27 protein-coding genes are annotated in these 25,530 nt (G+C 57.3%); 6 read left to right on the top strand and 21 right to left on the bottom strand.

Going from position 1 to position 25,530, the window contains the following annotated elements; genetic code table 11:
- The first annotated feature begins 95 nt into the window (after positions 1-95).
- On the top strand, positions 96-737 hold the full coding sequence (locus tag O2N63_RS00745; RefSeq protein WP_271052114.1) for a LysE family translocator: 642 nt from the start codon (positions 96-98) through the stop codon (positions 735-737).
- Positions 738-836: 99 nt separating this feature from the next.
- Here O2N63_RS00745 and O2N63_RS00740 read toward each other — a convergent pair whose 3' ends face one another.
- From O2N63_RS00740 to O2N63_RS00715, 6 genes are all read right to left on the bottom strand, one after another.
- Positions 837-1,112, bottom strand: a complete 276-nt coding sequence (locus O2N63_RS00740; RefSeq protein WP_271052112.1) for a hypothetical protein — start codon at positions 1,110-1,112, stop codon at positions 837-839.
- 114 nt (positions 1,113-1,226) lie between these two features.
- Positions 1,227-1,682, bottom strand: a complete 456-nt coding sequence (locus tag O2N63_RS00735) for a YaiI/YqxD family protein (RefSeq protein ID WP_271052111.1) — start codon at positions 1,680-1,682, stop codon at positions 1,227-1,229.
- On the bottom strand, positions 1,679-2,509 hold the full coding sequence (gene fghA / locus O2N63_RS00730; RefSeq protein ID WP_271052110.1) for an S-formylglutathione hydrolase: 831 nt from the start codon (positions 2,507-2,509) through the stop codon (positions 1,679-1,681). Before fghA ends, O2N63_RS00735 begins: the two co-directional genes overlap by 4 nt.
- 52 nt (positions 2,510-2,561) lie before the next feature.
- Positions 2,562-3,674, bottom strand: a complete 1,113-nt coding sequence (locus tag O2N63_RS00725; protein WP_271052109.1) for an NnrS family protein — start codon at positions 3,672-3,674, stop codon at positions 2,562-2,564.
- Positions 3,671-4,597: an AEC family transporter gene (locus O2N63_RS00720; RefSeq protein ID WP_271052108.1), complete on the bottom strand. Its 927-nt coding sequence runs from the start codon at positions 4,595-4,597 to the stop codon at positions 3,671-3,673. The genes O2N63_RS00725 and O2N63_RS00720 overlap by 4 nt, the downstream gene beginning before the upstream one ends.
- Before the next feature lie 123 nt (positions 4,598-4,720).
- Positions 4,721-5,044 carry a hypothetical protein gene (locus tag O2N63_RS00715; RefSeq protein ID WP_271052107.1) on the bottom strand — a complete coding sequence of 108 codons (324 nt, stop codon included), beginning with the start codon at positions 5,042-5,044 and terminating at the stop codon, positions 4,721-4,723.
- Between the two features lie 18 nt (positions 5,045-5,062).
- On the opposite strand from O2N63_RS00715, the gene O2N63_RS00710 reads away from it, so the two are divergent.
- Entirely contained in the window at positions 5,063-5,455 is a 393-nt protein-coding gene (locus O2N63_RS00710) for a hypothetical protein (protein WP_271052106.1), read from the top strand.
- A 49-nt stretch (positions 5,456-5,504) separates the two neighbouring features.
- Here O2N63_RS00710 and mbfA read toward each other — a convergent pair whose 3' ends face one another.
- The 5 genes from mbfA to paaI form a co-directional block, all read right to left on the bottom strand.
- Positions 5,505-6,482 (bottom strand): iron exporter MbfA, encoded by a 978-nt coding sequence (mbfA, locus tag O2N63_RS00705; RefSeq protein ID WP_271052105.1) that lies wholly within the window; start codon positions 6,480-6,482, stop codon positions 5,505-5,507.
- Between the two features lie 145 nt (positions 6,483-6,627).
- Positions 6,628-7,740, bottom strand: a complete 1,113-nt coding sequence (locus O2N63_RS00700) for an S-(hydroxymethyl)glutathione dehydrogenase/class III alcohol dehydrogenase (RefSeq protein ID WP_271052104.1) — start codon at positions 7,738-7,740, stop codon at positions 6,628-6,630.
- 299 nt (positions 7,741-8,039) lie between these two features.
- On the bottom strand, positions 8,040-8,618 hold the full coding sequence (locus O2N63_RS00695) for a TetR/AcrR family transcriptional regulator (protein WP_271052103.1): 579 nt from the start codon (positions 8,616-8,618) through the stop codon (positions 8,040-8,042).
- Between the two features lie 3 nt (positions 8,619-8,621).
- On the bottom strand, positions 8,622-9,929 hold the full coding sequence (gene paaK / locus O2N63_RS00690) for a phenylacetate--CoA ligase PaaK (RefSeq protein WP_271052102.1): 1,308 nt from the start codon (positions 9,927-9,929) through the stop codon (positions 8,622-8,624).
- A gap of 86 nt (positions 9,930-10,015) precedes the next feature.
- On the bottom strand, positions 10,016-10,441 hold the full coding sequence (gene paaI, locus O2N63_RS00685) for a hydroxyphenylacetyl-CoA thioesterase PaaI (RefSeq protein WP_271052101.1): 426 nt from the start codon (positions 10,439-10,441) through the stop codon (positions 10,016-10,018).
- A gap of 336 nt (positions 10,442-10,777) precedes the next feature.
- Here paaI and O2N63_RS00680 point away from each other — a divergent pair, with 336 nt between their 5' ends.
- Positions 10,778-11,125: a DUF2794 domain-containing protein gene (locus O2N63_RS00680; protein WP_271052100.1), complete on the top strand. Its 348-nt coding sequence runs from the start codon at positions 10,778-10,780 to the stop codon at positions 11,123-11,125.
- A gap of 48 nt (positions 11,126-11,173) precedes the next feature.
- Here the strand turns inward: O2N63_RS00680 and O2N63_RS00675 are convergent, their stop codons facing one another.
- The 3 genes from O2N63_RS00675 to O2N63_RS00665 all read right to left on the bottom strand — a co-directional run bounded on the left by O2N63_RS00675 (position 11,174) and on the right by O2N63_RS00665 (position 13,875).
- Positions 11,174-12,001: a C40 family peptidase gene (locus O2N63_RS00675; RefSeq protein ID WP_271052099.1), complete on the bottom strand. Its 828-nt coding sequence runs from the start codon at positions 11,999-12,001 to the stop codon at positions 11,174-11,176.
- Positions 11,998-13,389 carry a leucyl aminopeptidase family protein gene (locus O2N63_RS00670; RefSeq protein WP_271052784.1) on the bottom strand — a complete coding sequence of 464 codons (1,392 nt, stop codon included), beginning with the start codon at positions 13,387-13,389 and terminating at the stop codon, positions 11,998-12,000. The genes O2N63_RS00675 and O2N63_RS00670 overlap by 4 nt, the downstream gene beginning before the upstream one ends.
- Positions 13,390-13,494: 105 nt before the next feature.
- Positions 13,495-13,875: a hypothetical protein gene (locus O2N63_RS00665; RefSeq protein WP_271052098.1), complete on the bottom strand. Its 381-nt coding sequence runs from the start codon at positions 13,873-13,875 to the stop codon at positions 13,495-13,497.
- Between the two features lie 140 nt (positions 13,876-14,015).
- Here O2N63_RS00665 and O2N63_RS00660 point away from each other — a divergent pair, with 140 nt between their 5' ends.
- The gene (locus tag O2N63_RS00660) at positions 14,016-14,663 is read left to right on the top strand and encodes a carbonic anhydrase (RefSeq protein ID WP_271052097.1); all 648 of its coding nucleotides are present in this window, start codon (positions 14,016-14,018) and stop codon (positions 14,661-14,663) included.
- Positions 14,664-14,898: 235 nt separating this feature from the next.
- Here O2N63_RS00660 and O2N63_RS00655 read toward each other — a convergent pair whose 3' ends face one another.
- Positions 14,899-16,539 carry a DUF4139 domain-containing protein gene (locus O2N63_RS00655; protein ID WP_271052096.1) on the bottom strand — a complete coding sequence of 547 codons (1,641 nt, stop codon included), beginning with the start codon at positions 16,537-16,539 and terminating at the stop codon, positions 14,899-14,901.
- Positions 16,540-16,842: 303 nt separating this feature from the next.
- On the bottom strand, positions 16,843-17,865 hold the full coding sequence (locus O2N63_RS00650) for an aspartate-semialdehyde dehydrogenase (RefSeq protein ID WP_271052095.1): 1,023 nt from the start codon (positions 17,863-17,865) through the stop codon (positions 16,843-16,845).
- Positions 17,866-18,271: 406 nt separating this feature from the next.
- On the opposite strand from O2N63_RS00650, the gene O2N63_RS00645 reads away from it, so the two are divergent.
- Positions 18,272-19,597: a DEAD/DEAH box helicase gene (locus O2N63_RS00645; protein ID WP_271052094.1), complete on the top strand. Its 1,326-nt coding sequence runs from the start codon at positions 18,272-18,274 to the stop codon at positions 19,595-19,597.
- A gap of 61 nt (positions 19,598-19,658) precedes the next feature.
- Here the strand turns inward: O2N63_RS00645 and O2N63_RS00640 are convergent, their stop codons facing one another.
- Positions 19,659-20,846, bottom strand: coding sequence for an MFS transporter (locus O2N63_RS00640; RefSeq protein WP_271052093.1), 1,188 nt, complete (start codon positions 20,844-20,846; stop codon positions 19,659-19,661).
- Between the two features lie 147 nt (positions 20,847-20,993).
- The gene (gene hemE, locus O2N63_RS00635) at positions 20,994-22,028 is read right to left on the bottom strand and encodes a uroporphyrinogen decarboxylase (protein ID WP_271052092.1); all 1,035 of its coding nucleotides are present in this window, start codon (positions 22,026-22,028) and stop codon (positions 20,994-20,996) included.
- Positions 22,029-22,156: 128 nt separating this feature from the next.
- Between hemE and hemC the strand changes: the two genes are divergently transcribed.
- Entirely contained in the window at positions 22,157-23,125 is a 969-nt protein-coding gene (gene hemC, locus O2N63_RS00630) for a hydroxymethylbilane synthase (protein WP_271052091.1), read from the top strand.
- Between the two features lie 90 nt (positions 23,126-23,215).
- Here the strand turns inward: hemC and O2N63_RS00625 are convergent, their stop codons facing one another.
- From O2N63_RS00625 to O2N63_RS00615, 3 genes are all read right to left on the bottom strand, one after another.
- The gene (locus O2N63_RS00625; protein ID WP_271052090.1) at positions 23,216-24,391 is read right to left on the bottom strand and encodes an acetyl-CoA C-acyltransferase family protein; all 1,176 of its coding nucleotides are present in this window, start codon (positions 24,389-24,391) and stop codon (positions 23,216-23,218) included.
- Between the two features lie 104 nt (positions 24,392-24,495).
- The gene (locus O2N63_RS00620; protein ID WP_271052088.1) at positions 24,496-24,942 is read right to left on the bottom strand and encodes a MarR family winged helix-turn-helix transcriptional regulator; all 447 of its coding nucleotides are present in this window, start codon (positions 24,940-24,942) and stop codon (positions 24,496-24,498) included.
- Positions 24,943-25,020: 78 nt separating this feature from the next.
- Positions 25,021-25,527 (bottom strand): hypothetical protein, encoded by a 507-nt coding sequence (locus O2N63_RS00615; RefSeq protein WP_271052087.1) that lies wholly within the window; start codon positions 25,525-25,527, stop codon positions 25,021-25,023.
- Positions 25,528-25,530 lie beyond the last annotated feature (3 nt).

Below are 25,530 nucleotides of genomic sequence, written 5' to 3'. Positions count from 1 at the left end.
GAGGAGAAGAAACCGGCCAAAAAGCGTGCCATTTATCTTGTTGGCTTGGAAGGTGGAAGCTAATGTGCGTGTGTTTTGACAAGAGGCTCCCGCAAATGGAAAGCATAGCTCCGCTTCTCACCTATGCAATTGCTCTGTCCATTGCCGCTGTGATCCCCGGCCCAGGCATTGCTGCTCTGGTGGGTCAATCTCTCGGCGGTGGGTTCCGTATTGCGATGTATATGCTTGCCGGTATTGCAATAGGTGACTTGATCTATCTGACGGTGGCTATTGTAGGCCTCGCTGCTATCGCCAAAGTTTTTTCAGGTGCCTTCATCGCGGTCAAACTCCTTGGTGGATTATATCTCATCTATCTGGCCTACAAATTCTGGTGCAGCGAGGTTGGTGTGACCCAGGTGCATAAGCAAAAGGGGCGTGGAACAGCCAAGGCTTTTCTTGGTGGGATCGCAGTCACGCTCTCCAATCCCAAGGCGATTGTCTTTTACCTCGCCCTATTGCCAACCGTCGTGGATTTGGAAATCATCAGCTTTCTGTCATGGGCTGAACTGTCGGCGCTGACAATCTTGGTTCTCTTCAGCACGCTTACACCCTACGCTTTTTTGGCGGCCAAGGCGCGGGGGTGGATGAAAAGCCCGACTGCACTATTGCGCCTAAACCGAGTGGCAGGTGGTGTGATCGGGGCTGCAGGTACGGTTATTCTGGGGCAGGCTCTCGTAGAGGCGGCGCGGCGCACCTGACGGGTTGTTTGCCTGAGCAAAAAAAGGGGGCATCAGCCCCCCCCGCACTCGCTACCCAACTTCTGCTTAAAACAACACTCGATAAACTCGTTGATGGTTTTATTTGGACATCGCGTTTTTGATCACGCTGACAATGGCAAGCAAGGCACCTCCACCAACACCACCCGATGCCAATTGGCCAATGATGCCCATCAAATCCATGCCGCCGCCTGAAAGCGCGCCCGCACCGATCATCGAAAGGATCTGTCCGCCAACGCCGCCTCCGACGATACCCGCGATCGAATTGATCAGGGTGCCTTGGTTGATTGAACTGACGGTTTTGCCCGCCACGTTGCCACCGACAGCGCCTGCGATAAGACTGATAATAAGTTCCATGACTTCCCCGCTTGTGATCCGAGCTTCCGCTCTGTTGCATTTCACGAAACAGGATATCACTGGGTGGGATAAGGGGAAAAAATTGGGAATTTACCCCGTGTTTTACGCGCAGCGTTATTTAGGGCGCGAAGCTTGCGCACGGCGAGCCGCCTGTTCAAGAGCATCCCGGAATCGAGAACGATCTGCCTTTGAAAAGGGGCGCCCGCCACCCTGACGGAATGGATCCGCTGCGCGCAGGTCGGTCATGAGATCACGGGTGGCCAGTTGCTGACCTATGTTCTTTTCCGTGAGCGGCTCTCCGTTGGGCCGCAACACCTGTGCGCCAGCTTCAACGCATTTTGCAGCGAGAGGGATGTCACCCGTGATGACCACATCCCCGGGACCCGCCCGATCGGCAATCCACATATCCGCCACATCCGGCCCGTCCGGAACATAGATCATCTCAACCAACGGGTTTTGCGAAGGACGCAGGCCTCCATTTGAGACAAAGAAGATCTTGAGGCGATGACGCGTGGCCACCGCCTCGGCCTCGGCTTTCACCGGGCAGGCATCTGCATCGACATAGATCACGCGTAAAGCGCTTCTGCGTGGAAACTCACATGGTCTTCCATGAAGCTTGAGACAAAGAAATAGCTGTGATCGTAGCCCGGCTGCATGCGGAAGATCGCTTGCTGGCGCCGTGACGCAATGGCATTGGCCAACGCTTCGGGTTTCAGCAAGTCGATGAATTGATCCTTGGTGCCTGTGTCGATCAGCATCGGACCTTCAAACCCGTTGTTCTTCATCAGAAGGCTTGCATCGTGGGCAACCCATTTGGTGTTGTCCCCACCCAGATAGGCGCCCAGCTGTTTGCGACCCCAATCTGACGCCGTCGGGTTGCAGATCGGCGAAAAAGCCGACACGGAACGGAAGCGCTCGGGCATGGTCATGGCGATGGTCAATGCACCGTGCCCGCCCATCGAATGACCCGTGATCCCCTGCCGGTCGGCGTCCAGTGCAAATTCGTTGAACACTAATTCCGGCAGATCCTCGGTCACATAGTCCCACATGTTGAAATGTGGTGCCCAAGGATTCTCGGTGGCATTCACATAAAACCCGGCTCCCTGGCCGAGGTCGTAAGCGTCGTCATCCGCCACACCTTCTCCGCGAGGTGAGGTGTCAGGGAATATTAGCGCGACTCCCTCATTGGCCGCCCAAGCCTGAGCACCTGCCTTGGTCATCGCGTTTTCGTGGGTGCAGGTCAGGCCCGACAAATACCACAGGACTGGCACCGGACCGTCCTGTGCTTCTGCCGGTTGGAACAGACCAAAAGTCATGTCGGTGCCGGTGGCTTTGGATGCGTGGGTATAAACGCCCTGTACGCCGCCGAAACAGGCGTTTTCCGATTGGATTTCCATCATCGCGCTCCTTGGTGATGTGGTTTGGGTGATACGGTTCTGTGAGAGCTAACTAAAGCCGGGGCGCGATTGCAATGGGGAATGCGCGGATCGCAAAAAGGACCATGCCCAGAGCCCAAAGTGTTCCGCCCCCGTGGATCATTCCTATCGGCGTGCCGAACCAATCAGCAGATACCCGCATTGCAGCCCCCATATGCAAACAAAGGAAAATCGCGATATCAATTGGGCGGCCTTCTATGGGTCGGCCTGAATGACCTAGAATTGCCCTTAACATCACAATCACGGTCATCGAACCGATTGCGCCGGCGCCTATAGCGTGACGAATTTGACTGCCGGTCGCCAGATCTCCCAATCCCGCCATGGCCAGCAGCGCCATGGAAATCACCAGCCACGCGTAGGCCGCGTGTTGGGCAAAAAGAAGCGGTTCGGACCAGACCGATAGGCCACACCAGCGTGACAGCCGTAATGCAAGGGATGCGGTCGCGGCGGCAGCGAGTGCACCTGTAACAACAGTTGCGCCAAGCGCAACCCAGCTGATGGCGGCCGCAACCGTCAGAGTGATTGCTGCCTGATCAATGGTGCCAAAAGAGGCAGGCAGCTTGGGTGCTCCACGTTTCTTCAACCAGTTGCGGCTAAAGGCCGGAGTCACACGCCCACCAATATGCACCATCAGGATGACACTAAGCGCAAACCCCGCTGTCAGCCCGATATCTGCATCCATCCAAAGGAAGGTTGCCTGTGCAAGGGCCAGAGCAAATATGACCCCGGCGACGACGAAGTTGCGGCGATTGTTTGCCAGCACCAGTTCGCCCAGGGCCAGCCCCGCGACCACGGGCAAGAACAGAAGTGCGATGATCTGAGAAGACAGGGCCTCGGGATCCACGAACATTCCCACGCGACCGGCCAGCCAAAGGGCAAACAAAAGCGCGATACCAACGGGTGGCAATGCGTCGCGACGGGTCCAGTTTGGGATGGCAGTAAACAGAAAACCAGCAGCGGCGGCAGGCAGATAACCAAACAGCATCTCGTGCTGATGCCACAAGAAGGGGTCGCTCATACCTTCTGCGGCCCCCATGAAGAGAACAAGCCAAAGAGGAATCGCGAGCCCGGCGAACAGGCCTGCGGCGGGGAAAAACAGGCGATAGGCGCCGGTCAGAAGGATCATGAGCTTATCCAGGAGATAATGGCAGAGACGGTCAGAATCGACAGGACTGTCGATACCAATATGGAGGCTGAAACGCGATGCGGCGCAACGCCATAGTGTTGGGCGAGAATAAAGACGTTTCCAGCAACCGGCAGACCCGCAGCGGCGATCATTACGCCTGCTGGATAGGTCGCGACGTCAAAGACCATCAGGGCGAAGAAAGCGACAGCAGCCGGGTGCAGAACCAGTTTGGCAAAACTGAGCCATGAGGCCACAGACAAGCGCTCAGCGGATTTGACTGCGAGGGACGCCCCGATGGCAAAAAGTGCCCCGGGAGTAGAGGCCCCTGACAGGATCTCAAGAAACCGGTCGATGGGTGCGGGAAGAGCCCAATTTGTGGCGGACCAGGCAAATCCCAAGGCGATGGAAACGATCATTGGGTTGGTCACCAACCCTTTGCCAATCGTTGACAGGATGGCCGGGCTGACCCGCCCATCTCTGTGCCCTGTGATGAGGATCACGATCAGGCTGCCAAAGACAAACAGATCCACTGCCAAAACCAGCATGACCGGACCAATGGCCGCTTCTCCCAGCAGAAGCGCCAACATGGGGACGCCGAGAAAGCCGGTATTTCCGATCACCGCGCATTGCGCTTCGACCGCGGCTTCTTCGACGCCGACCTTTCGGATCAGCGCAATGAGGGTTGCCAAGACGTAGACCACGGCGCCCCCAGCGACATAGGCCCAAATAAAAGGCCAGTTGATCACTTCGGCCAGCGTCAGGTTGGCAGAGAAGCGAAACAGCATCGCTGACAGGGCGAAGTAGAACACGAAACGGGTCAGATAGGCTGTTGCGATCGGCGGAAAGAAACCGCGCGCTGCGGCACCGAACCCAAGCCCAATTAGGGCAAAGAAGGGAAGGGTCTGGAGCAGCACATCAATCATAAAACCGGGCTATCGCAGATCGACGGTAATTAGAACCGTAAAAGGCCATATGCTCAGACCAGCATAAGTAGAATTGTGGGATTGACGACATTGCTCTTCCTCTGCCACCACTTGGCCATGACTTCATTCGTATTTCAACACCGACGCGGCAGTGGCAATGTGGGCGATGAGAATTGCAGCCCCGGCCTTTGGTTCGATTTCGGGCCGTCTGTATTTCAGAACTTTGGTGAAGATGTACCAGCCTGCGATGTCGTTGTGTTTGGAGGAGGGCAGGTGGCGCAGCAGTGCCTTGATGGAGGGCTTTACCACAGTCCGGATGCGCGGGCCCGTGTGATCTGGGGCATTGGGATGACCCAAAAGCGCGTGAAAACCACGCATTTTCAAGCGCTGCAAGGCTTGTTCACTTTGATCTCCAGTCGGGATCTCGGCCTTCCGGGCATCGCTCATGTGCCATGCCCTAGCGCGATGTCACCTTTCTTTGATGCCCCCCCGCAGCCAAGCCATGATGTGGTCCTGTTCACCCATGATCGCAAGTCGGATGGATTACAGAAACCCGATGGCATCCCATCGCGCGGCAACCATGGGGGTACGCTCGATGAGACGTTGGAGTTTCTGGCTTCTGGCGCGACCATCGTGACCAACTCATATCACGGGGTATATTGGGGCATGTGTCTTGGCCGACGTGTCTTGTGTCTGCCGTATTCCAGCAAGTTCGAAGGATTCCTGATCCCGCCTGTCGTGGCGGATCCAGCGAATTGGCTGAAAGACCTATTCAAGGCAGAATCTCGCCCCGATATCCTGCCCCATGCGCGCAGCGCAAATCAGGTGTTTTATGAGATGGTCATGAACTTAGCGTGATCACTCGCGCACGGGTGTTCCAGTCGGTCTGTCTCTACATAAGCTCGCTCTACCCGGCGCCGATCAGTACGCCCGCCGCAAAGACCAATGCCCCGCCCAACACGACCTGCATGGTCGCGCGCGCAAATGGCGTTTGCATGAAGCGGTTCTGAATCCAGACGATGGCCCAAAGTTCGATGAACACGACGATGATGGCGATGGTTGTGGCGGTCCAGAAGTCTGTGATCAGATAGGGAAGGGCGTGGCCCAAGCCACCTAATGTTGTCATGATGCCCGAGGCAAAACCCCGTTTGACCGGGCTGCCGCGCCCGGACAGTTCCCCATCATCCGACGCCGCTTCGGTGAAACCCATTGAGATCCCTGCACCGACCGAGGCAGCCAGCCCGACCAGAAATGTAGTGTGGGTGTCATGGGTGGCAAAGGCGGTGGCAAAAATTGGTGCAAGGGTTGATACCGACCCGTCCATCAAGCCCGCCAGACCGGGCTGAACCCAGGTCAGGATGAATTGGCGGTGGGCGTCCGCGTCCTCTTCGCTGCGGGCATCGTCTTCGAGGTGCTCCGCTTCCAGGCGTCCAGCAACATCGCTGTGATCGGCTTCGGCTGCTGCGAGGTCGCCCAGCAACTTGCGTGTGTCGGCATCAGATGTGCGATCTGCGGCCTTGCGATAAAACTGCTCTGCCTGTCGCTCCATTTCGCGCGCTTCAGCACGAATGGTTTCGAGACCCAGATTCTCTACCAGCCACACGGGGCGGCGGGCGTAAAACCCGGCGACATGCTCGCGCCGAATCAGTGGGATCACATCCCCGAACCGGGATTTGTGGGCCTCGATCAGAATGCGTCGGTGTTCGTCCTCTTCTTCGGCCATGCCGTCAAACACCTTGGCAGAAGAGGGGTAATCGACCCGCAGAAGCTCGGCATACTGCCGATAAATCCGTGCATCATCTTCTTCGTTTGAAATTGCCAATGCGAGGATCTCTTGCTCCGAGAGGTCGGAGAAGCGACGACGATTGAGGGTGCCGGACAGCATGGGGAACTCCTGAACTAGAAGTGTTCAAACCTAGCGAATTGCTTGCCTTTGACAAGGCGCTTTGGTGTCGCGTTTGGCGTGATCCATAGCAATGAAAAAAGGGGAGCCCGAAGGCTCCCCCAAGATTTCGATGCCTTTGGTCGGTTCAGAACTCGACCACGGCCCGGATTGATTTGCCTTCATGCATCAGATCAAACCCTTCGTTGATCTGATCGAGGGTCAGTTTGTGGGTGATCATCGGGTCGATCTCGATCTTGCCGTCCATGTACCAGTCGACGATCTTGGGCACATCCGTGCGCCCCGAAGCGCCGCCAAATGCGGTGCCGCGCCAGACGCGGCCGGTGACCAGTTGGAACGGACGGGTCGAGATTTCGGCACCCGCAGGGGCCACACCGATGATGATCGATTCACCCCACCCTTTGTGGGCACACTCCAACGCCGTGCGCATCACGTTCACATTGCCGGTTGCGTCAAACGAGTAATCCGCCCCGCCGCCGGTCAGTTCAACCAGATGTGCCACCAGATCACCTTCGACCTTCGAAGGGTTCACAAAGTCGGTCATGCCAAAGTGGCGTCCCATCTCTTCTTTGCTGTCATTCAGGTCCACACCGACGATCTGGTCGGCCCCGGCCATGCGCAGGCCCTGAATGACATTGAGGCCAATGCCGCCCAGGCCGAACACAACAGCGGTCGAACCGATCTCGACCTTGGCGGTGTTGATCACCGCGCCGATCCCGGTGGTCACGCCGCAGCCGATGTAACAGATCTTGTCAAAGGGCGCGTCCTTGCGCACCTTGGCCAGCGCAATTTCCGGCACAACCGTGTGGTTGGCGAAGGTCGAGCACCCCATGTAGTGATGGATCGGCGTGCCATCGAGCATTGAAAACCGGGTGGACCCATCGGGCAAGAGACCCGCCCCCTGCGTCGAACGGATCGATTGGCACAGGTTGGTTTTGGGGTTCAGGCAATAGTCACACTCGCGACATTCAGGTGTGTAAAGCGGGATGACGTGGTCGCCCACCTCCAGCGAGGTCACACCCTCGCCCACTTCAATCACAACGCCAGCACCCTCGTGGCCCAGAATGGCCGGGAAGATGCCTTCAGGATCGTCGCCCGAGCGGGTGAATTCGTCGGTATGACACAGACCCGTGGCCTTGATTTCCACAAGAACCTCACCCGCACGCGGGCCTTCAAGGTTCACTTCCATTACTTCCAACGGTTGTCCGGCGGCTACGGCGACGGCGGCACGGGTGCGCATGAGAATTCCTCCAAAAAGTAAAAGCGTTTTTCGGTTTGTCTTTACGGTTTTCCCGTATGAGAGAAAGCGAAAAACGCTTGAGTAGGCTGACGAACCGACATGATGGACCAAAGCCCCCAAAACGGATCATTTCCTAGGGTGAGCGAAACCTTGGATGAAATCAATACGTGGGCGACGTGACCTTGCCTTGACGCGACATGTATCGAAAAAATGCGTCATGAATTCGAAAACCTAATGCTCTATTGCAGCTAGGTTCCACCCGCAGGTTCAATCGGAAAAGCAGACTGGAGGAGCGCGCGTTAAAGCGCCTTTAATCCACCCAGAAGCATGTCGGTAACCAGATCGGCATATTCCTCACGGTTCAACCCCTGCCCCGGTCGGTTCCACATGTAATACCAGTTGAGAATACCGAATACCGACATTGTGACGGGGCGCAGTTTTGCACCATCTTCCAATGCATCCGGTGCGGCAGATTTCAGGGCCTCACCCATCATGTCGATCAGACGACGTTGCAAATCAAAGAGGTTCTTTTGCAGCTGCGGCTCCAGCACCGACAATGCGTCGAGCTGCAACTTGTGCTCTGCATCTGCGCCCTTATAGGCGGTCAGAATGGCCCGGACGAGACCACGTAACCCGTCGGTTTCAGGGGCGGCTTCCACTTCCTCCACCAAGGATGACAGGTGATTGTCGAGGATGTCGTAGAGCAGCGCTTCCTTGCTGTCATAATAGTGATAGATCAACGCTTTCGAGACGCCGCAATGTTTGGCCGCTCCCGTCATCGAGGCGCGGTCGAACCCATGCTCGGCGAAATAGGCCGCTGCCCCCTTGCGGATGGCAGCGCGTTTTTCTTCGTGATCGCGGGCAATCCCTCGCGGCATGGGTCACTCCTTCGGACGGTTGTCGACGATCCTTACAGCTTTCCCCTCGCTTCGCGCAACCGCTCCGCTTTTGCTGACATGAACCTTGGCTGATACGCCGACATTGGATTTGATCTTGCCAGACAGGGCCCGGGCGGCGGCTTCGGATGCCTCGTCGGGCTGACCTTCGGCCAATTCCACATGTATATGCATCTCGTCCATACGTCCCGGGCGGGACAATTCGATCTGGAAATGAGGTGAAAGCGCCGTCACATCCATCAACTGTTCTTCGATCTGGGTCGGGAAGACATTCACGCCGCGCAGAATGATCATGTCATCCGAGCGTCCGGTGATCTTTTCCATCCGCCGCATTGATCGCGCAGAGCCCGGCAACAGGCGGGTCAAATCGCGGGTGCGATAGCGGATGATCGGAAAGCCCTCTTTGGTGAGCGAGGTGAACACCAGCTCCCCCAGCTCGCCATCTTCGACCACTTCGCCGGTGTCGGGGTTGATGATCTCAGGGTAGAAATGATCTTCCCAGATATGCAGCCCGTCCTTGGTTTCGACGCATTCATTGGCGACGCCGGGTCCGATCACTTCGGAAAGCCCATAAATATCCACCGCATGCATGTCGAAGGCATCTTCGATTTCGCCACGCATGGCATTGGTCCAGGGTTCGGCCCCGAAGATGCCGACCTTGAGCGGGCTCTTGCGTGGGTCGAGCCCCTGTTTGTTGTATTCATCGAGGATCGACAGTGAATAGGAGGGGGTTACCGTAATGCCGGTCGCGCCGAAATCCTCGATCACGCGCACCTGGCGCTGGGTCATGCCGCCGGACACCGGCACCACGGTCAGCCCGTATTGCTCAGCCCCGCCATGCACGCCAAGCCCGCCAGTGAACAACCCGTAACCATAAGCATTGTGAAGAACATCTCCCGGCTTCAGACCAGAGGCCCGAAGGCAGCGTGCCACAACAGATCCCCACATGGTCAGGTCATTCTTGGTATAGCCAACAACTGTGGGCTGACCGGTTGTGCCAGAGCTCGCATGTACGCGGGCAATCTGCTCGCGCGGGACAGCAAACAGGCCAAATGGGTAATTGTCACGCAAGTCCTGCTTCACCGTGAAGGGAAATTTCGCCAGATCCGAGAGTGATTTCAGATCGTCGGGATGCACCCCGGCCTCGTCGAATTGTTTGCGGTAAAAGGGCACGTTTTTATATGCATGGCTTAGGGACCACTTCATCCGCTCCAGCTGAAGCGCCTGAATTTCGTCCCGTGATGCGATCTCGATCGGGTCCAGACTGTCCCGGCTCGGTGTCAAATCTTCCATGCGTTTCTCCCTGACGCTGCGCCTCGTGTGGGGCGCGGATGTTGGTTGATCGGCGAGCTGTTCCTCACACTCGCCCGATCGAAAAGTCATTCCTCAAAATGGGTGCCTTTGATCTGTCGTGAATGTCCGCGAAACAGGGCCACCTGTCGTCCATCCTCGCCCTTTACGACGACGTCGTAGATGCCTGACCGCCCTGCGCGGCTGGTCTCAGTGGCTGTGGCTGTCAGGTGTTCACCCAGCTGACCGGGGTCGAGATAGGTGATCGAATTATGCTGGGCGACAACCCGCAGATTGTAACTGTTGCACGCAAAGGCAAAGGCGCTGTCGGCCAGTGCAAAGGTGAACCCTCCGTGGCAGATGCCATGCCCATTCACCATATCGGCACGCACCGGCATCGAGATCACAGCCCGTCCGGGGCCGATGTCATCCAGCGTCATCCCAAGCGCCTGGCTGGCCGGATCATCGGCCCACATGGCTTTGGCTGAACGCTCTGCGCGTTGTTGAGGTGTCATTGTCTCTCCCGGCTCCCTATGGAGAGGATGCACAAAACCGACCGGTCGGTCAATAGTTCTGTGGGGATGTCCAATAAGATTGGAGCCAGACACAAAAAAACCGCACCAAAGGCGCGGGGATTGGTAGCTCCCGGTGCCGCGGACTGGATGGGGGCTAAACGAACGCGGCACCGGGTGAGCTGTTGCTCGCTATAGGATCATATCTGCCGGTGCTTCGCGGCAGCAACGGGGAGGCTTCGAGAAAAAACACGGATTATTTCACGGCAGAATTTGGGCAATTGGAGGCGATGCACACTAGGTATTGATTTGAACGACGGAGCAAGGCAAGCTGGTGGCATGAATATCCAACATTCCAATTCTAACATCCCTGGCGGGCCACCGTCGGAACAGGTTGTTTTTGATCGAAGAGAGTTGGGCGTGATCATGGGGCTCTATGGCCGTATGGTTTCAGCGGGGGATTGGCGCGATTACGGCATGAGTTTTCTCAAAGATCTGGCGGTGTTTTCCGTGTTTCGTCGCACGGCAGAACACCCGCTTTATCGGATTGAGAAAAGACCGAGGCTGCGCCTGAGGCAGGGCCAATATTCAGTCATTGCCATGGATGGGCGCGTGCTCAAACGTGGAGATGACCTGCGCAATGTCCTGCGCGTGCTGGAGCGTAAGCTGATCCGTTCGATCGACTGAACCTGATGCGATCCGGGGTTTTGGAAAACCCTGCGCCTGAAGTCGTGCCTACCAAAGCCGGCGCCGGGCAGTGACCGGACCATCCCCTTGGTTTTCAATCCGCGATTTGGCGTCTTCGATCTTTTCAAGGGCGACAGCCATGTGATGGGCATTCGCATGGATCAGGCGTTCATGGTCAAAGACCATAGCCACATGACCTTTCCAGAACAGAAAATCCCCCCGCGCCAATGGAGCAATATCCGGAATGGGTCGCCCGATTTTCTCCTGCATGTCGCTGTCTGCGGGGCAATCAATCCCCGCCGCGAGAAGGGCGGCCTGTACAAGCCCAGAGCAGTCGATCCCTGCCCGAGAATTCCCACCCCAAAGATAAGGCGTACCAAGAAAAAGTCCGGCTGTTTGGGCGGGGTCGCGCAGGAAATCTCCCCGCGACGTCAGATGAGCGCTGGGGACGAAAAGACCATCTTCGGTTTCACAAAAGCGGCCATGATCGGCGACAATGGTCAGACGCGACCCGAACGAGATCGCCAGATCTTCGCGGATTTTAAAATCCGGTTCCGGGTAAAGATGTGTGGCGGCGGCGCTGACCCAGTGGGTTGCCCCCTGCGCGGAGCCAAGACAGACAATGTCCATATATCCCACATAGCCATCCCGTTCAGCCTGCACAAAGGCGTGCCCCTCATGCTCTTCCAGCATCAATACCTGCTCGCCATACAATGCCTGCCGGTCGCGAGGGCCATTGGGTTGGCGCAGAATGTCAGCGACGGGCGTGATGACCCGTCGCAACATGCCGGGTGTAAAGCGTTGGGCCTTGACCAGACCACGCAAAGTTTCATGTGCGACGCGTGGATTGGCTGGGGTCAGGCGTGGATCACTCATAGGTCCAAAAGATCCTGCAGGGCGGCAAGAATTGCGCGCGCTCCCATACCCACGCCACCTTTGGGCCGGGCAGGGGCGGAGGTCGGGTTCCAGCCATAAATGTCGAAATGCATGTAGCGGGGCGTGTCGGTCACGAAGCGATTCAGGAATAGGGCGGCGGTGATTGATCCGGCAAATCCACCTTTTGGGGCGTTGTCGAGATCTGCAATTCCCGGTTCGATCATCGTTTCATAGGGGGACCACAGCGGCATTTCCCAAACCGGATCGGCGACGTGTTTTGCGCCATTGCGAATGGCGTCTGCGTCTTCCGGCCGCGTGGCGTAAAAGGGGGACAGATCTGGTCCCACCGCCACACGGGCAGCCCCTGTCAGGGTCGCCATCGAGATGATCAGATCGGGTGTTTCCTCATCTGCCAGAGCCAGCGCATCCGCCAAAACCAGACGTCCCTCGGCATCGGTGTTGTTCACTTCTACCGTCAACCCCTTGCGGCTGGTCAGGATGTCTCCGGGTCGGAACGCATTGCCAGACACGGCATTTTCCACGGCAGGGATCAAAACGCGTAGGCGCAATTTCAGCCCAAGCGACATGATCATTCGGGCCAGCCCAAGAACAGTGGCAGAGCCCCCCATATCCTTTTTCATCAGCGCCATCGAACCGCCGGGTTTGAGATTCAGGCCGCCCGTGTCAAAGCACACACCTTTCCCAACAAGCGTCAGCTGCGGACCTTCCTCACCCCAGCGCATGTCGATCAGGCGTGGGCAGCGGTCGGGCAGATGTGCCGCCCGTCCCACAGCGTGGATCATCGGATAGTTTTGCTCGAGCAAAGCCTCACCTTCGGTCACGGCAATATCCGCCTGAAACTGGACAGCCAGATCGCGGGCAATCTGCTCCAAATCGGCTGGGCCCATATCCTGTGTCGGGGTGTTGATCAGATCGCGTGTAAGGGCTTCCCCAGCGGCAATGGCTTCGAGACGAGCAGCATCCACACCGTCCGGGGCGATCAGTTCGGCAACTGGTCTGCTTTGATTTGCGTAACGGTCAAACCGATAGCCTTCCAAGAGCCAGCCCAAAGCGGCCTCATCCAGCGCTTCCCCTTCCAGCGAGCCTTGCAGTTGATATGTTCCGGCTGGCAGTTTGGCCCGGGCCGCAGCCAGCCCAAAACGTTTCCGCGCGCGGTCTTTTGGTGCACCATAGCCAACGAGAGCCACGGAAACTGTCCCGTCTTCCCCGGGGACCGCAAGCACTTCACCTAGGGCAGCTTTGAACCCGTTTGTCTCTGCCCATGTTTTTACACTGGCTGGTAGGGTTTCAAGTGCCGACATATCCTCTTGATCGATGACATGAAGTGGCACGGCTCGGGACGTGTTGGAGGCAAAGCGCATGGGGATAGTGAACCTGTCTGATTGTGTTGCCCAAGACTACCTTCCCCAGCTCTGCCTGCAACCCCGGGACCGAGGATCGCCGTGAGATCGGATGCCAATCAGCCGGGTTATTCAGACACTCATGTCCTGTAAATCCCACACTGCAATCAAAGATCCTTCGCCAACGCGGTTCAGGCGTGCCAAAACCGCCTGACACCCTATGCCGTCGGAACCCCCAACCAAATCCAGGGCATCCCTACAGATCCGCGCCAGTGTCGTCATGCCAAGCTTGCGGGCAATGGCAAGCAACGACCGTATTTCATGCCTCGCCTCTTCTGCCTGCCCCCCCAGATGCATTTTTTTAATCTGAGCAAGGCAAACGGCAAGATCCTCCAAGGATTGATTGACCATTTTGTCGGCCCCGATCGGATCGAGTTGCAGGTACAAAGTCTTGAGTTGCTCCCTGTCCAAGAGGACGGTTTCCTTTTGATGCAAATGCTCTACTGCGCTCACGGCGACACCCCATTAATGTATTCCCTCGTGCCGCCGAGCATGTCGCTTCTTTCTCAAGAAAACGTATATTCGGCCCGCAGAAATCACTCGAATTCCCAGCGAATTGTCGCTAAAACCACCCGAAACCGAAGGAGAACGACATGGACAAAGCCAAGCCCCTTCCCGCCTATCTCGTACAGCGTTATGAGGGATGGAAAGCCACAGGATATGCCGAGAACAAAGCCTGGTATCGCCGTTTGGCAGACGAAGGCCAGCGCCCGCGTGCCATGATTGTGTCCTGCTGCGATTCTCGCGTGCATGTGACGTCGATTTTTGGGGCGGATCAGGGCGAGTTCTTCCTGCACCGAAATATCGCCAACCTGGTGCCACCGTTTGAGCCGGAAGGCGATTACCACGGCACTTCGGCGGCGGTGGAATACGCTGTAACGGCTCTGAATGTCACTCATCTGATTGTGCTGGGACATTCAAGTTGCGGTGGTGTGAAAGGATTCCACGACATGTGTAAAGGTCATGCGCCGGAATTGTCTGAGGGAAGCAGCTTTGTTGGCAAGTGGATAAGTCTGCTGAAGCCTGGTTATGAAAAGCTGGAGGCAAAAGCGGTTGAAATCACCGACCGCGATCTGGAAAAAGAAGCGGTGGTCGTATCGCTCAACAACCTGATGACCTTCCCATTCGTGCAAGAAGCTGTGAACAGCGAGCAATTGTCGCTGCACGGTCTTTGGACCGATATTGGGGAAGGAAGTTTGGAGTATTACGACGCAGCAAGCGACACGTTCCAACCGGTCTGACGCGGGCGCAACCCATACCGCTCGTTAATCAACTCAGGTCATGCTGAACTTTTGACCGATGTAACGTTGAGATTGGAAATGCCGCTGGAGACGCTGGTCGATCTGAAACGATCAGCGGACCTGATGGAGGTTTCCGTTGAGAAATATATCCGAGATCTGATCCGGTCACGGAGCACCCAGAACAAAACGGGCGGCACTGAACAATCAGAGCCGCCCTTTTTGATACGCTCCCCGATCAAGGGCGCCAGTTAAGCGCCCACCCTTCGGGCCAGCTCAGCTTGGTATTGATTGTGACCTCAGCTTCCTCGCCGGGGGCCAAGGAAAGATCCCAGACCGATAGCCCGCGCTTATCTTCGTGATCGGTTTCTTCCGGTCGGGGCGTGGCACGGATCTCGACCTCAAGATCTTCCTGTTCGGAATAGGTGAGCGGATAGAAGGCGCGCACCTCTTGCACCTCGCCAGTCAGGTTGGTCACACGGAAAAGCGTGTCCTGCTCGCGGGTGTTGGTGGTGGTGATAATCCCTCGATCTCCAGTTTCATTGTCGGCCACCACATGCTCCAGACGAATGCCTTCAAGGGGGCCGAAGGGTAAAGTGGTTTCGTCACCGGCGGCGAGGAAGGGCATTTGTGTCTGGCCCATCAATGTATCGCCGCGATAAATGCGAGCGTTTCCTCCGAGGAAGGGTTCTTTTGTGTCATTGCTCAGCTGGGCGACAAGAAACGCGGTCTCATCGCGACGCGGCACCGCATAAATTTCTGGCGTTACGGGCAGAATAAGACTGTCCAGATCCAGAACCTGTGCATCTCCTGCGAGAGCCGAAACCTTTTGGTTGTAATGATAGGTTACAGCCACGCCGCCAGTATCGACGTGCATACCCGCTTCCTCAACGACAACCAGCTCACGCTCAACCATCGGGGCCGCGGCCATGTCCATTAGCTCGGAGGCGGCTTGTGTCTTGCGAGATGTGAGGACCGGTTTGTGGATGCTGGCTTGGTTTGCGTAGGGGGTGGAAGGTTCCACCTGCCCTGACGGGCGCTGTGTCGACAGGGTCAGATCAATGTCATTCCAAACAGCTTCGGACGGTAGGCGGATTGCGAATTTCCGGTTGATAGTCAGGTTTGGGTTTTGTCCTTCGTTCAGGTGTAGTTCGTACATGGGGATCCAGCCACCGTTGCCGGACTTGCTGGTGAGCGCGACCGAGACAGTTTGAGGCGCGGTGAGCTGGACAGGAATGGAGAGGAGATCCGGATTGTCCTTTGGTGGAGAAAGCCGTTGAAACTCTCTTTCGGCATTGGTGAGCTGAGCTTGCAGATCAATCTCTTGCTCTTTGCCCTCAGCAAGTGCGCGGTTCTTTGTAGAGATTTGGGCACGGATGTCTTTGGACTGATCTCCGATCAGGTTCAGCATTGCGGTAAGGTCTTCGACAGTCGCGGCTTCCTGTGGGGCGCTGATGGTCGAGAGAAACTCCAGTTGGCGCTTGAGGGCAGCAACTTCGTCACGAATAGCCGTCAGCGTTTCCTGATGTGATTTCAAAGCCTCTTTTGCGGTTTCCACCATGCCATGGGCACGAGTTTGGGCTGCTGTGTACAGTGTTCCAGGGTCAACTGACGTATCGGGTAGATACCCCAGCGCGCCCATCTGTGCACCGTCAGAAAGAAGGGTGATGTCGGGCAAGCCTAGCTGCGTATCCGAAGTGATGAATGGCACAAGGATGCGATGCTGGCCTGCTGGGAGATCAACAGTGATCTGGTGGGTTTGGGTCGCGCCATCTGGGTAGAGAATGGCGGAGATTACCGGGGCAGAGGCGTAGAAATCGTCAGCCCAGAGCGGCAGGGGCAGGGTGGTGAGGGCGGAGAGCAAGAGGGCACGTCGCATGAAATATCCTTATCAACTCAATGTTGTGATGAGTTGAGCATGGCTGCGGTTGGATGGGAAGATGGAGAATATCTGCGGGCGGAGCTTTGCCGGAGGTGATGTGCGCCTGCCCCCACATCTGCGCCCCGGTGGGGCTTGTTTGGGGTTGGGGGGCCTCGGCTGCGCCTCGGTAAGGCGCGCTGCCCCTCGCGCTGCGCGCTCACCCAGAGGTATTTTCAGCAAGAAAAAGAGAGCAGGGTTTTGTGCCAAAAGAAAAAGCCCCACCGGATAGGCGGGGCTTTTCGGAATTGGTTGGAAAAGGGATCAGCCCTTTTTCAGAACCTCACGGCCCAGAAGCTCGGCGATTTGCACGGCGTTCAGTGCAGCACCTTTGCGCAGGTTGTCCGAGACACACCACAGGTTCAGGCCGTTTTCCACGGTTACGTCCTGACGGATGCGCGAAATGAAGGTGGCGTAGTCGCCGACACATTCGACCGGGGTCACGTAGCCACCGTTTTCGCGTTTATCGACAACCAGAATGCCCGGCGCTTCGCGCAGGATGTCGCGGGCTTCGTCTTCGTCAAGGAAGTCTTCGGTTTCGATATTCACCGATTCCGAGTGGCCCACGAAGACCGGTACGCGCACGCAGGTGGCGGTGACTTTGATCGACGGGTCGATGATTTTCTTCGTCTCGACGATCATCTTCCACTCTTCTTTCGTGTCACCCGAATCCATGAAGACATCGATATGCGGGATCACGTTGAATGCGATCTGTTTCGGGTAGACCGACGGTTCCACTTCCTGACCCGGCACATACATGCCTTTGGTCTGGTTCCACAGCTCATCAATCGCGTCTTTGCCCGAGCCCGACACTGACTGGTAGGTCGACACGACAACACGCTTGATCTTGGCGCGGTCATGCAGCGGCTTCAGGGCCACAACCATCTGCGCGGTTGAGCAGTTGGGGTTGGCGATGATGTTCTTGTTTTTATAGTCATGGACCGCTTGCGGGTTCACTTCCGGAACGATCAGCGGGATGTCCGGGTCGTAGCGGTAGAGCGACGAATTGTCGATCACCACGCAGCCGGCAGCAGCAGCTTTCGGTGCATAGGTCTTGGTCGCCTCAGAGCCCACGGCGAACAGCGCCATGTCCCAGCCGGTGAAGTCGAAAGTGTCCAGATCCTGGGTGGTCAGGGTCTTGTCACCAAAGCTGACTTCGGTCCCGAGCGAGCGGCGCGATGCCAGCACAGCAAGTTCATCGACAGGAAACTGGCGTTCCGCCAGGATATTCAGCATTTCGCGGCCCACATTACCTGTGGCGCCCACGACGGCGACTCTATAGCCCATTACGGCCTCCTATATATCATAACGTCTTTGAACCACCCAAAGACGGAGGGTGCTTAGACCAAAATTGCTTTGTGGGGAAGGGCAATCCCGACGATCCGCCATGATTTCTCGTTGACTTGTCACCCAAATGCTGTGATAGGAGCGCATTCTGTCCGGCTGACGCGTGAGCAGCCCGTCCATAAGAATGTGGCAGACAGAGTGATGCGCGCCTGAAAACCAAAGCGGCGCGATAGAAAAAGTTCCCAAATCACGCGGGGTGCTGACGGCCGGATCGGCGGGCAGGAAACTGCAAGGGGATATGCCCCACCGCGAGCGCTGGTCGCAACCGATGCGATAGGCCCTGCGCGCTGCGCGGCCTGAAACCCGTGTGAAACGGTGCGCAAAACTGCGTGCTAGAAAGACGATTATGACTAAATTTGCAGAGCTCGGGCTGGACCCGAAGCTGGTGGCATCTGTCACCGAAGCCGGGTACGACACCCCTACACCGATCCAAAATCAAGCGATCCCATTGGTCTTGGCGGGCCGCGATGTGATGGGTTTGGCGCAGACGGGCACCGGCAAAACCGCCGCTTTTGGCCTGCCGCTGATTCACCAGCTGTTGGGCAATCATGAAAAGCGCCAATCGAAGTCGATCAAGGCGCTGGTGTTGGCCCCGACTCGAGAGTTGGTAAACCAGATTGCAGTAAACCTGCGCGACTATGTGAAGGGCACCCATCTGAAGGTGATGACCGTGGTGGGCGGCGTATCTATCAATCGCCAGATTGAACAGCTGAACCGCGGCACCGATATTCTGGTGGCCACTCCCGGTCGCCTGATCGACCTGATGGACCGCCGGGCGATCCGCTTGGACACCGCAACCTTCCTTGTTCTGGATGAAGCGGACCAGATGCTCGATATGGGGTTCATTCACGCCCTGCGTCGGATTGCGCCAGAGCTGGGTACCCCGCGCCAGACCATGCTGTTTTCCGCCACCATGCCGAAGCAGATGGAAGAGCTGTCGCGCGCTTATCTGACTGATCCAGCCAAAGTGCAGGTGACGCCTCCGGGTAAAGCCGCAGACAAGATCACCCAGTGTGTTTACTACGCCCAAGACAAGGAAGACAAAGCGCGACTGTTGATCAAACATCTGCGCAACGAACCCGATGGTCTGTCGCTGGTGTTTTCGCGCACCAAACACGGCGCTGAGCGGCTTATGAAAAAGCTGGTGGCCGAAGGGTTCAAGGCGGTTTCCATCCACGGAAACAAATCACAGGGTCAACGGGATCGTGCGCTGGCTGCGTTCCGTGCGGGTGAGGCTCGGGTGCTGGTGGCCACTGACGTGGCTGCGCGCGGCATCGATATTCCCGGCGTCAGCCATGTCTTTAACTTCGACCTGCCGGAAGTAGCCGACAACTATGTCCACCGCATTGGCCGTACCGCGCGCGCCGGTGCTGATGGTGATGCGATCAGCTTTGTGTCTGGCGTTGAACTGGGCCTGTTGCGTGACATTGAAAAACTGATGAAGATCTCGATCCCCGTGCTGGGTGGCGAACGCCCGCAAGAGGAAAAACGCCCGACCCGCCAAGGCCGTGGCGGCGGCGGAGGTGGCCGTGGTCGCCCCGGCGGTGGTCGTAGCCAGGGTGGAAAACCTGCAAGCCAGAAAACCGGTGCACGCCGTTCTGGTGGCGGAAACTCCGCTGCGCCGTCTGGCGGTCGCCCGGGTCGCAATCGCCGTCGCAAGAAGGCATCTTAAAGATACGCAAAAGGGCGCCAAAACAGGCGCCCTTTTCTTTTTCGGCATTTTCCGGTCGGGTTTAGTCGGTGCGGTCCTGACTGAACAGGTACAACAGACAGCCCACCAGCATCGGCACCGCGAAATACAGAATGACCGTCTGGTAAGGCGTCACAATGTTCGCTCCTTCAGCGGCCTGTGCGGATTTGAAAACGGTGGCAGAGCTGAACTGGAAAAACCCCACGCCGCCGATGCCAACCATGTTCATCAACGTCACCCCGCGCCCCACCAGATGTGGCGGATAGAAGCTGCGTCCATGGGCCATGATCAGCGGGAAGCTTGAGGCAAACAGCCCAATGGCCGCCATCAGAAGGGCAACAGTCCAAACCCCTGAACTGGGCATTGCCCAGAGGGCAAAGACAAAGCCAACTGCTATCATGTTACCGATGAAGATCACCCATTTACGGGTGCCAAAGAGGCGATCCAGCGGGCCATATGCGAAGTTTCCAACCACCATCGCAAGTGCAATCCCCATCGTGACCCAACCGATCCCTGTGGCATCCATACCATAGATATCTCGCATGAAAGGTCCGGCCCACGATCCGCGCAGCCCGGCAGCGGCCGAGTAGTTCACAAACATGATCGGAAAGATCGCCCAAAGCGCGGGCAGTTTTAATAAATCAAGAACCGATCCTTTACGGTCACCCTCATGCTCTGCCTTGGGCGGGTCTTGCACGGTAAGCAAAATTGCGGCGGCCACCACAAGTGTAACAACCGCCAATGCCCACAGGCAGGCGCGCCAGCCAAAACTTTCGACGGCGAGCGCTAGCGGCAGGGCACCTGCAATATTGCCAAGCGCGCCAAAGCCGATAACCATGCCCGCCAATGTGCCGAATACGCTTGCAGAGTATGTGCGGGCAAAAATGAAGTAAGATGCCATCAGGACGGGCGAACATCCCACGCCAATCAGCATCATCGCGTAAAGTACATGGTCCGGTTGGGTCGCATTGGCAAAAAACAGCGCGCCGCCGCCGCCGCCAATGGCCAAAAGGCTCGCAGCCAGCCGCTTGGGGCCGATATTGTCGAGCGCCCAGCCGACTGGTAATTGCATAAGGGCAAAGACCAAAAACCAAGCCCCTGACGCCCGCGCCAGATCTTCGGGGCTTGCGCCCAGATCAGCCTTCAGGGCAGGGGTCATCACGGCCAGAAAGGCGCGGTAGAACTGGCTCAGCACATAGGCAATGATCAGCGAAAAGATCCCGACCCGCATGTTGCGCCTCCCTCTCGAAAAACAACCCGGCCACAAGACACGGATGTGCCTTCCAAAACAAGGCCTAAACGACAAAAGCGCGAGCCTTCGCCCGCGCCTTATTTCTTGCCCAAGATAGCTCGTGAGGGGCCGCGCCCCAATCCCCGCTTATCCGTTGCGTACCGTATCGATCATCAGTTGCACGTTTTCAGGATCTGCGTCCGGGGTGATGCCATGGCCGAGATTGAAAATATGCGGACCATTTTTAAACGCTTCCACAATAGCCCGGGTCTCATCAACTAGAGCCTGACCGCCGGTGACCATGTGGCTCGATTTCAGATTGCCCTGCACGCAGCCATCGACCTGCACATTGGCGGCGCCCCATTCCGGACTGACCGAGTTGTCCAGGGCCACACAATCCACACCGGTGGCTTTGGCAAAACCGATATATCCCTCACCGGCTTCGCGCGGGAAGCCAATCACCGGGATACCCGGGTGGCGGCGCTTGAGTTCCTGAGTGATTACACGGGCAGGCTCTACGGCGTATTTCTGAAAATCCTCGCCCTTTAGCGATCCAGCCCAACTGTCGAAAAGCTTCACCACTTCGGCGCCCGCTTCGATCTGCTTGGACAGATATTCGATTGTGCCCTCGGTCAGACGATCCATCACCGCTTCGAAAAGCGGACGGTTCTCCGCTTTGAGCGCATGCGCCGGGCCTTGGTCCTTGGTGCCCTGACCGGCGATCATATAGGTGGCCACGGTCCAGGGCATGCCAGCAAAGCCAATCAGCGTGGTTTCTTCCGGCAGTTCACGGCGCAGGATGCGGACAGTCTCGTAAACCGGGGAGAGGTGGTCGTGGATATCATCCTTGCCGACCAGCTTGTCGAAATCTCCTTGACAGGTGATGGTCGATAAGCGCGGCCCTTCGCCGGTCACGAACCACAGGTCCGCACCAAGTGCCTGTGGCAGCAGCAGGATGTCTGCAAACAGGATCGCTGCATCAAATCCATAGCGGCGGATCGGCTGCAAAGTCACCTCGGCGGCAAGTTCGGAATTGTAGCAGAGCGATAGGAAATCCCCGGCTTGGGCGCGTGTGGCGCGATATTCCGGCAGGTAACGCCCGGCCTGGCGCATCATCCAGATCGGAGGGGTGGGCAGCGTTTCACCCGCAAGGGCCCGCAGGATCGTCTTTTGCTCGCTCATAACTCTTGCCTTTCCTGTCATCTTGTCCCGGCACTCGCCCGTTAGGCTCGTGATGTCAAGCACACTCTCGGTCGCATCTGTTTGACCTATGTTATGGACATGGTGATTCTGCATGTTAAATGAAGCGCATGACACAGACCAATCTCACCCCCGTTCCCACCGCCGAGGCCCCATTTAAAATCGGCACCCGCGGCAGCCCGTTGGCGCTGGCGCAGGCCTATGAAACCCGCAGGCGCCTGATGGCGGCCTTTGAACTGCCGGAAGAGGTGTTTGAAGTGGTGGTGATCCACACCACCGGCGACAACCGCTCGATGATCGACGCGGACAAGCCGTTGAAAGAGATCGGCAACAAGGGTCTCTTCACCAAGGAAATCGAAGAAGCGATGCTGGACGGGCGCATCGATATTGCCGTGCATAGCTGCAAGGACATGCCGGTTGAGCAACCCGAGGGATTGGTGCTGGATTGCTATTTGCCGCGCGAAGACACACGAGATGCTTTTGTGTCGTTCAAATACAAATCGATTGCAGACCTGCCGCAAGGGACCGTAGTGGGCACCTCGTCCTTGCGCCGCAAGGCCCAGTTGTTGAACAAACGCCCTGACCTGAATGTGGTCGAGTTCCGTGGCAATGTGCAGACCCGCCTGAAAAAATTGGAAGCAGGTGTGGCTGAGGCTACATTTTTGGCGATGGCCGGGCTCAACCGTTTGGGCATGGATGACGTGCCAAAAACTGCGATCCCGACCGAGGATATGCTGAACGCCGTGGCGCAGGGTGCGATTGTGATCGAGCGCCGGATTGCCGATGACCGCGCCAAGGTGATGCTCGCGGCAATACACGACAAGACCACAGGCGAGCGGCTTGACTGTGAACGCGCTTTCCTTGGCGCTCTGGATGGATCCTGCGAAACGCCAATTGGCGCATTGGCCACGCTGAACGGGGATCAGATCACCTTGAAAGGCGAAATCCTGCGTGTGGATGGATCTGAAGCCGTGTCCGACCAGATTACTGGCGCCATTGTCGATGGCCCCGAACTGGGCCGGAAATTGGCGGCGGACCTTTTGTCGCGGGTCGACGACGATTTCTTCGACTGGAAATAAAACTAGAATACTAGAAAACTAGTTTTCTGGTTTTGAAGAGGGCGCCTGTTTGGGCGCCCTTCTTCGGTTCTAAAGAATCAATTGGTCGGATCACATGCGCTCGATGGCGATGGCAATTCCCTGCCCGCCGCCAATGCACATGGTGATCAGCGCTTTGGATCCACCGATGCGTTCCAATTCGTAAAGCGCTTTGATCGTGATGATTGCCCCGGTCGCGCCCACCGGATGGCCAAGCGCGATGGCTCCGCCGTTCGGGTTTACCTTCGCCGAATCCAGCCCCAGCCCCTTGTTCACTGCGATGGCCTGGGCGGCAAAAGCTTCGTTGGATTCGATCACATCAAAATCACCAACCGAAAGCCCGGTTTTCGCCAGAAGGTTTTCAACGGCTGGGACCGGGCCGATGCCCATCACGTCTGGGCGTACACCTGCATGAGCATAGCCCAGAATTCGAGCGCGGGGTTTGAGGCCCGCCGCCTCTGCCGCTTCCGCTCGCGCCAACACCATGGCGGCAGCGCCATCGTTGATGCCAGATGCGTTGCCTGCGGTCACCGTACCGTCCTTCTGAAACACAGTACGCAGGCCGCAGAGAGCCTCAATTGTGGTCGGTTTCGGATGCTCGTCGCGTTTGAACTCCACCGTCTCGCGACGTTGCTTCACTTCAACAGGTACAATCTGGTCATCGAAATACCCGGCCTCAATGGCCTTGGCGGCCCGGGTCTGGCTTTCGAGCGCAAAGGCATCCTGATCTTCGCGGCTCACATCATGCTCGGCGGCAACGTTTTCCGCAGTCACCCCCATGTGCCCGGTGCCAAAGGGGCAATTCAATGCGCCCAGCATCATGTCCTGCGCGCTTACATCCCCCATCTTTTGCCCCCAACGGGTTGCGGGCACGATGTAAGGGGAACGGCTCATGCTTTCAGCGCCGCCGGCGATGGCAAAATCAGCGTCTCCCAGCATCAGGGCCTGCGTGGCCGAGACCACTGCTTGCACGCCGGAACCGCAAAGTCGGTTCACATTCATCGCAGGTGTGGTGTCAGGAATACCTGCATCGATTGCGGCAATGCGCGAGAGGTACATGTCACGGGGTTCTGTGTTAATCACATGACCAAACATGACAGTGCCGACCTGTTCGGGTTCAACGCCTGCGCGGGCCATGGCTTCGCGGGTGACATGAGCGCCCAAAGCGCTTGGGGCGATTCCCGCCAAGCTGCCGCCAAATGTGCCGATTGCGGTGCGGGCACCGCCTAGGATGACGATATCGGTCATAATGATCCCTTCATGATGCATCACTGAACTATTTGGCTCAGAGTGCCATGTGGGCAGAGGATCTGTCTGCTGTGACGCTTCGTCAGTTGCGGTGCGCCGCCACGTCAGTCATCCACACGAGGCTGTGAAACCAGCTCATTTGAGAGTTGCGCTATCTGCCGGCGAAACTCTTCGGGATCCGACAGCAGCGCTTCGAGTTTGGCTTGATAGGCATCTGCGATGGGCGACAAAGCTTCGATCATCTCGCGCCCTTTTCCGGTCAACTTCAACTCGACCAACCTGCGGTCGGCAGGGTTCACCGTCTTGGTGACGTACCCAGCTGTCTCAAGCCGTGAGGCCGCTCGGCTGACTTTGGGCTTGTCCATGTCGACACGCTTGTGAATTTCACGCACGCTGACGCTGTCGGACTGGCTCAGATGGGCCACAACCCGCCATTCAGACACGCTGATGCCATAGGTGTCGCGGTAATGACGCGCAAATCCGTCGCTCACCCGGCTGGACAGAACCGCGATCTGGTAAGGCAGGAAATGGTCGAGCTTGAATCTGGTCACGTTAGGGTCTTTCGTTTCGTTTAAAACAATCTGCCCCGACCACTCGCTTATGGCAAGTGTTGGGGGGGTGCCCGAAGGTCAGATCAGAGGGTCATAAGACCATTGCAATAGCGCTTGACGCTGGCGGGGGCGGCAAAAGATGTCACCCGGATCGCAATTGGCGCGGATCTGGCCTGCATGACGTGAGAAGGCGCGCCAGCGTTTGATCTGTGCCGCATCCGTTTCAGGTAGGCGCCGACCCAAGTAGTAACGACAATACCATTGAAACCATCCGCGCAGATCCGGGCCGATGATCCAACCTTTCTCGCGCCAGACTGACAGGGGCTGGCGACTTTTCACTCCAAAATAATTGATCGAAGGGTCGGGCGTGTCCGACAGTTTTGCGCCTTCGAACCAGTCGGCCGGAAATTCATTCCGGCAATCATTCATGTATTTGCCCTCGAAAACCCCCATTGCCAGCATTTCGACGGGTGTGTGATGCGGGGTGAAGCTGGGATCGAACTCTTCACCCATCGGGGCTTCCAGAAGATAAGAATAGCCCAACTGCATCCGGTCATTCACATGAACCGCGTCGCCAACGGTCATGAT

Source organism: Aliiroseovarius salicola, from assembly GCF_027891095.1.
Classification (GTDB): Bacteria; Pseudomonadota; Alphaproteobacteria; order Rhodobacterales; family Rhodobacteraceae; genus Aliiroseovarius; species Aliiroseovarius salicola.
Note: the sequence above shows the minus strand (reverse complement) of the source record. Positions and strands in the feature narration are given on the sequence as shown.